Here is a 7295-nt window from a genome sequence, read left to right on the forward strand (position 1 = left end):
TGTTACTTTGCAAGCTCGAGCATTCTTAACAGCGGCGCATGTGCGTCTGAAATTTCCTGTTCGCTTAACAGAACTTCATTCTCCTCGTTTTCCAGTGCTTCTATTAATTTGTCCAATGTCACTTTTTTCATATTTGGGCAGATCTGCGTATTTCCCACTGCATAAAACTTCTTATCCGGGCAGCGCTTTTTCAGCTCCGCGAAAACACCAAGCTCGGTTGCAACGAGAAACTCGGTATCTTTACTTGCCTCGGCATATTTGATGATGCCTGCAGTGCTTCCGACGTAATCGGCAAGTGCAACGACTTCACTTCTGCACTCCGGGTGAACGAGAAGTTTTGCCTGCGGGCGCGCTTCCTTTGCAGCCTTTGCAGCTTCCGGACGGATGGCAGCATGTACGTGGCAGAAGCCGTCATTTAAGATGATATGTTTCTCCGGCACCTGTTCAGCCACATAGGTTCCAAGATGCTCATCGGGGATAAAGAAGATGTCGTGGTTCGGCAGTTCTTTTACAATTTTTACTGCGTTGGAGGAGGTGACACAGACGTCGGAATGACTTTTTAATTCCGCAGTGGAATTGACATAGCATACGACAGCCACATCCGGGTACTCTTTCCGGACTTCTTCGATTTTTTCAATTGCTGCCATGTGGGCCATCGGGCAGTCGGCATGCAGATCCGGGAGCAGTACTTTCTTGCCCGGGTTTAAGATTTTGGCGCTCTCACCCATGAAACGAACGCCGCAGAGAACGATAACACTGGCGTCCACTTTCGTCGCCATGTCGCTTAAGTAATACGAATCTCCGATGTAATCGGCAATTTCCTGCACTTCATCCGGCACATAATAGTGTGCCATGATGACGGCGTTTTTTTCTTTCTTTAATGCTTCCAGCTTTTCTCTTCTGGTATCCATTGGTTTGGTTTCCTTCCTATTTTTACTATCACGATTCAGAACTCTGGATCGTGATATTTTTTTAACACTTTAGCGCTTAGTATACCACAACTTTTGTCATGTGACAAGACAGTTGTAATATCCATTGTCCATTTTTTTCTTTCCTGCCTTTCCCTTCCCTGTGGTCTATCATAGGAAATACTTGTCTATAGCAAGACCCGAAAATAATGCAAAAAATTCAGCACCGCAGAGCGTGAATTACTGCGTCACAGATTTTCGTCGTACCCCGGTACGCCTTCAAATCTGTTCCTTGCAATTCGCGCTCTGCAGCACTGCCTTTTTTGCATTATTTTCGGGTCTTGCTATAAGATATAAAAATTCGTGACGCCGTAATTCACGTTCTGCAGCGCTGAATTTTTGCATTATTTTCTGGGATTGCTATGAAAACACCCGGAAGTTTAACGGTTAAATAATGATCCACAAGAAAAACGGCCACAATACCATATTTACTGGGTTTGTAACCGTTTTATCACCTTACAGCTGTCAAAGATGAGATTCTATCATTTCACCTCTGATATGTCACTATTTACAATTTCTTCCGCCGTATATTCTTCTATTTCTGTCTTTGTCACTTGTTTGATCTGCTTTTTTTTCAGATGCAGATATACGAATTCCCGAAAAATAGTATAGAACACGGAAAGCAATGGGATGAAAACAAGCATACCTACAATTCCCATAAGGTTTCCGCCGATCGTAACTGCTGCAAGAACCCAGATCGATGGAAGCCCTACAGACTCACCCACAACATGAGGATAGATCAGATTTCCCTCGATCTGCTGCAGCACCAGAAATACTACAATAAATAAAACTGCCTGTTTCGGATTTACCATAAAGATCAAAAAGCTTCCCACAGCACACCCGATGAAGGCTCCGAAAATCGGGATCAATGCCGTAAACGCAATTAAAACTCCGATCAAAAGTGCATATGGCATCCTCAAAATGCTCAATATAACAACAAACATACCGCCAAGGATCACGGCTTCCAGACACTGACCTGCAAGAAAATTTGCAAATGTCCGATAAGTCAGAGAGCAGACTTAAAAAAAAACATCTGCTTTTTCCTTTGGAAGAAAAGCGAAAAATACTTTTCGAATCTGCACCTGCAGCGTTTCCTTCTGAAAAAGGACATAACAGGCAAATGAAAATGCAACAAAAAAGGCTGCCACTCCACTAACAATGGAACCCACTGCTGACATTGTGGTATTCATCATATTTCCTGCGCCATTTCCAAGCAGGCTTATCCCCCACTTGATCGCCTGATCCGGATTAAACTGTACCTGATCTACAAGCTTCATGATTTCCTGGTTATTATGGGAAAACTCCCGGATCCAGCTTTGCATCTGCGGAATAAAATCAGTGATACTCATCATCAGGGTTCCCATTGTCCGCGTAAGCTGCGGAATCACACCAAACATCACCAGTACAATCACGCCAACCGCAAATACGATCGTAAGGAACAGGCTTATCGGTCTTGCCAGTTTTTTGACTATCTTATTTTCTTTTTTTGCCCTTCCAAAAATTTTCTTTTCCAAAAAGCTCATTGGCACGTTGGTCACAAATGCGATCGCTCCGCCAAGTACAAAGGGAAATACGATCCCCCATATTACTTTCAACACATCGAGCACCACATTAAACTTCCACAGTGCGACCACAAGAAATGCTGTAAACACAATAAGTTCCCGGATTTTTTTTACAGATATTTTACTTATATCCACTATCATTCTCCTCTTTTTTTAATTTCATGTGTATCCATTTAAGCAGCTGAATGATCGGAAAACTTGCAAACGCAAATTTTCAAACTTAAATTACTCCCCTTTATTAGACCTAATCGTATAACAGAATCGGTACCTCTGTCAAGATTTTTGAAATTATATTTAAAGTATAAAAAGACATAGTCGCCATTTTCTTTCTTGCCTTTTCCCTTCCCTATGGTCTATAATAGAAAGTACTTGTCTAAGATACGAAATTGCTGATAAAGGAGCATTCTATATGAACAAAAAGGAAATTGCTGAAATTAAAAAACTGTTTACCCCATCCCACTGTGCGATCACGCGAATCTGCGGATGCTATGTGGATGCGGAAAAAAATATTAAGACAAAATTAAAAGAAGCGTTTCTCTCTCTCGAAGAGGAAGAAATGTTTAAGTATTTTAAGATTTTTAAAAGCACCCTCTCCGGTACCATCGGAAAGAATCTGCTGAATATGGAGTTCCCGCTCTCCCAGGAAAGTGAGGGCGGCACACAGGAGTTTCTCTTAAAACTCCGCAACAGTGAGCTGAAGGACGAAGCGCTGATTGATGAATTTTATGAAAAGGTGATGGGGGATTATCTCTATCCGGAAAACTACTATATTATTCTGATCCATGGTGCCTACGATGTACCGGGACGCGCTTCGGATAATCTGGATATGGACGATGCTTCCGATTACGTCTATGAATTTATCCTCTGCAGCATCTGCCCGGTAAAACTCGACAAACCGGGCCTCTGCTACAATGTGTCCCACAATACGATTGAAAACCGCGTGCAGGACTGGGTGGTCGGCGCACCGGAAAACGGTTTTCTCTTTCCGTCCTTCACAGACCGCAACACGGATATCCACAATCTGCTGTATTTCACGAAAAACGCAGAGATGGATCAGCCGGACTTTCTCAACCACTTCCTGGGCTGTCAGGCGCCACTCTCCGCGAAATCCCAGAAAGAAACGTTTCAGTCTATTATAGAAGAAACTCTCGATTCCGCCTGTGATTTTTCTACTGTTATGACCATTCAGGAGAACTTAAATACCATGATTGAAGAGCGGAAAGACGATCCGGAACCGGTGGTGCTCGATAAACACGAGGTAAAACGTCTGCTCGCCAGCAGCGGCGTACCGAATGAACAGCTTGACGAGTTCGACGAGAAGTACGAATCCATTGCGGATGAGAAAGCAAGCTTCGTTGCCTCGAACGTGGCCAGCACACGGAACTACGAGATCCGCACCCCGGATGTTATCATCAAAGTCAGCCCGGAAAAGGCCCAGCTCATCGAAACCCGTACGATCGACGGAACACCGTATATTCTGATCGAGGCAGCCGATGAAGTGGAAATCAACGGAATTCTTTTAAAACCGTCACGGCCATCCGATGCGGATGATACCGAATTTTAACAGCCAAATGACAGCGAGTCTTTCTCCCTGTCCGAAAAAAGCGGCAGTCCCAGACAAAAGGGCTGCCGCTTTTTCTTCCTTTTTATTTATGCTTAGCAGAGTGCTTTTCCAAGTGCAATGCATGCTGCCTCAGCTTCATCATCTGGCGCGTCTGCGCAGATCACGCTGTCGCATACCAGCTCGGCGCCATCATTTTTGCAGCTTTCTTCCCATGTGCGCATCCACTCGCCGTCTCCCCATCCATAGGAACCGAACAGAGCGATTTTCTTTCCGGAGAGTTTGGATTCACATGCGGAGAACATTGGCTCGAACTCGGTATCTTCCAGCTCTTCTGCCCCCATAGCCGGGCATCCGAAAGCGATTGCATCGTATGCATCTACATCATCCGCAGAGAAATCTGCGCAAGTCAGAACAGAAACTTCTGCGCCTGCCTCTTTTGCTCCCTCTGCTACTTTCTGTGCCATCATTTCTGTGTTGCCGGTTCCACTCCAATAAACTACTGCTACTTTGCTCATGTTTCAAATCCTTCTTTCTTTATTTTCTGATTCCGGGGGATTTTTCTTTCCCCGATCCTACTGCCCTTTTTATGGTATGCAGGATTTTATGTTAAACAGCTACGGTGAGCTGTAAAACGCTTCTTCCCTGCTTCCAGAGACGCAGATACACGTTTCTGCATTTCTGATAGCGCTGAAATGTTTTCTGTGTTTCGCACTCATTGCAATAGACCTTCCAGCATCCCTTGCATTTATAATTGTGGCCTTTGTTCTCAATAAAACCGATCACATCACCGAGCGGATAGTCGAGAAACACACCGATCTCATGCGGAAATCCTTCTTTACACTCTGCCACCCGGGTTTTTAGGCGATTCAGTGCATAAGCAATGTCTGTATTTTCATATCCATAGGATTTTAAAAACGCTGCATTCTCCGGATTTTCCAGCTCCTTCTGGAGAAGCCCTTCACGGTACACATAGACCAGTGCTCTCGTCTCATGCTCCCGCAATACAAAGATGCGAATTCCTTTTGGTTCCAGACAGGCACTCCAGTATGAAATCTGATCTTCCAGTTCTTCTTTGGATGAAAATGTCATATTACATAAATTTGCGGCTTTGATGGAAGCCAGCGTTGCCGAACAGTGTTCGATCAAAAATCTCTCAATCATGCCTTTTACGTCTCCTTCTTACATTGCTGCTGCGCAGTGCTCATCTAATACCGAGCGAAGTGCGGTGGCACTGCTGGTATGGATTCTTGCGATCGGAATATTGTTTTTCTTTGCTTCCTGGGAAGCAGTGATCACCATTTTGTGGGATACGGTGTTGGTAAAGAGAATCATCAGATCCGGATTCCCGATTTTTTTCTTAACGGAGCCATGCTCTTTCGGGAACACCTTTGCTTTACATCCATAGTCTTTACAGATATCTGTATATTGACACACCATTCTTTCATTTCCACCGATAATTACGACACTCATCTTCTCTACCTGCCTTTCTGTTGTTATCTTATGCTACTTGAAATTAGTTTATTCTAACTCCTGTGTTTTAAGAAAGAATCCCTCTACCGGGATCCCGTATGATTTTTGGTTTTATCCGTTGTACTTTAGTTAGCTACATCTAACTGTTGGGTATATCATATCGTTTTTGTCGGATTTTGTCAAGGATATCCTGCAAATTTTTCCGGCTTTTCTTGAGAAAATTGTATCATTTTCTTTTTCACATCACGCTGGTGAAAGAATATTCGCAATGGAAGCAGAGGCTTTCCCTGCTTTTGTTAAAAAGCCGCTGGAATCTTAAGAAGAAGACTCCAGCGGCTTTCCCGTTGCTATTCTGTTCTGTTTTTTATACCGGCTCGTCCAGCAGGTTACCCATACTCTTTAAGCCAATGTAAAGAGTAGATGTATTGTGAAGCAGTGCGGAAGTGGTTGGCTGTAAAATGCCGCCCACGCCGAGCAGAATCAGTCCGGCATTGAACGTAACGATAAAGCGGTAATTCTTATGAATCCGTTTCATCAGACGGTTGCTCAGCATACGAAGCACCAGAATTTCTGCCAGATCGTCTGCGGCAACGGTGATATCCGCGATCTCACGCGCAATCTCTGCGCCCTCGCTGATGGCGATTCCAACGTCTGCGGCAGAAAGTGCCGGTGAATCGTTAATACCGTCACCGATCATAATGACTTTACGTCCCTCTGCTTTTTCTTTCTCCACAAAGTTTGCCTTATCCTCCGGCAGTACCTCAGCATAGTACTCGTCCACGCCGACCTTCTTCGCGATCGCTTTTGCCGTGCGCTCGCTGTCTCCGGTCATCATGACGATTTTTTTCAGACCTGCTTTTTTCAGCTGACGGATAATTTCGGCCGCCTCTGGACGAAGCGGATCCTCAATGCAGATAACTGCTGCAAGTACACCTTCTAAGGCAAGATAGAGATGAGAATACTCCTCCGGCAGATGACGGAACTTCTCTTCCATTCCTTCCGGAATGATACTGTTCTCATCCTCAAATACGAAGTGATAACTTCCAATAATCGCTTTTTTGCCATTGATCGTTGTAGAAATACCGTGTGCAACGATATATTCTACTTTGGAGTGCATCTCCTCGTGATCCAGATGTTTCTCTTTTGCCGCGTCTACTACGGCTTTTGCCATGGAATGCGGAAAATGCTCTTCCAGGCAGGCTGCGATGCGCAGAAGCTCATCCGTGCTCTTTGTTTCGCTGAAGGATACCACCTCTGCTACGGTCGGCTGCGCTTTTGTCAGTGTTCCGGTCTTATCGAAAACGATCGTATCCGCTTCCGCCACAGCCTCCAGGAATTTACCGCCCTTTACGGTGATCTTGTGCTGGTTTGCCTCGCGGATTGCAGAGAGAACGGAAATCGGCATGGCAAGTTTTAACGCACAGGAAAAGTCTACCATCAGAATAGAGAGTGCTTTCGTTGCATTTCTGGTCAGAAGATACGTCAACGCCGTTCCGCCAAGGGAATACGGTACAAGACGGTCTGCCAGATGCTCTGCCTTGCTCTCCAGTCCGGATTTCAGTTTCTCGGACTCTTCGATCATCGCGGTAATCTTCTCGTAACGACTGGATCCGCCGGTCTGCTTCACAAGAATGGTAAGCTCGCCCTCCTCAAGAACCGTTCCCGCATAGACAACGGAACCTAAGGTACGGCGTACCGGAACAGATTCTCCGGTCAGAGAAGCCTGATTTA

Annotated in this window: 6 protein-coding genes and 1 pseudogene; 1 reads left to right on the forward strand and 6 read right to left on the reverse strand. The window is 45.0% G+C overall.

Annotated features, from left to right (window positions below):
- Positions 1 to 2: 2 nt before the first annotated feature.
- Positions 3 to 911 carry a quinolinate synthase NadA gene (gene nadA / locus ACY2VW_RS09920; protein WP_118601368.1) on the reverse strand — a complete coding sequence of 303 codons (909 nt, stop codon included), beginning with the start codon at positions 909 to 911 and terminating at the stop codon, positions 3 to 5.
- A gap of 539 nt (positions 912 to 1450) precedes the next feature.
- Positions 1451 to 2665, reverse strand: a pseudogene (locus tag ACY2VW_RS09925) (AI-2E family transporter).
- A gap of 274 nt (positions 2666 to 2939) precedes the next feature.
- Between ACY2VW_RS09925 and ACY2VW_RS09930 the strand changes: the two are divergent.
- Positions 2940 to 4094, forward strand: a complete 1155-nt coding sequence (locus ACY2VW_RS09930; RefSeq protein ID WP_461877967.1) for a DUF4317 domain-containing protein — start codon at positions 2940 to 2942, stop codon at positions 4092 to 4094.
- A 92-nt stretch (positions 4095 to 4186) separates the two neighbouring features.
- Here the strand turns inward: ACY2VW_RS09930 and ACY2VW_RS09935 are convergent, their stop codons facing one another.
- From ACY2VW_RS09935 to ACY2VW_RS09950, 4 genes are all read right to left on the reverse strand, one after another.
- A complete protein-coding gene (locus tag ACY2VW_RS09935) occupies positions 4187 to 4609 on the reverse strand; it encodes a flavodoxin (protein ID WP_022462753.1) in 423 nt (140 codons plus the stop codon).
- 91 nt (positions 4610 to 4700) lie between these two features.
- Positions 4701 to 5255 (reverse strand): DUF3793 family protein, encoded by a 555-nt coding sequence (locus ACY2VW_RS09940; protein WP_117761771.1) that lies wholly within the window; start codon positions 5253 to 5255, stop codon positions 4701 to 4703.
- 18 nt (positions 5256 to 5273) lie between these two features.
- A complete protein-coding gene (locus ACY2VW_RS09945; protein ID WP_022462751.1) occupies positions 5274 to 5564 on the reverse strand; it encodes a DUF2325 domain-containing protein in 291 nt (96 codons plus the stop codon).
- A gap of 364 nt (positions 5565 to 5928) precedes the next feature.
- Positions 5929 to 7295, reverse strand: a 1367-nt coding sequence (locus ACY2VW_RS09950) for a heavy metal translocating P-type ATPase (RefSeq protein WP_461877968.1), incomplete at its 5' end; no start/stop codon positions are given.

The sequence above is a fragment of the Fusicatenibacter sp. genome, assembly GCF_977045365.1.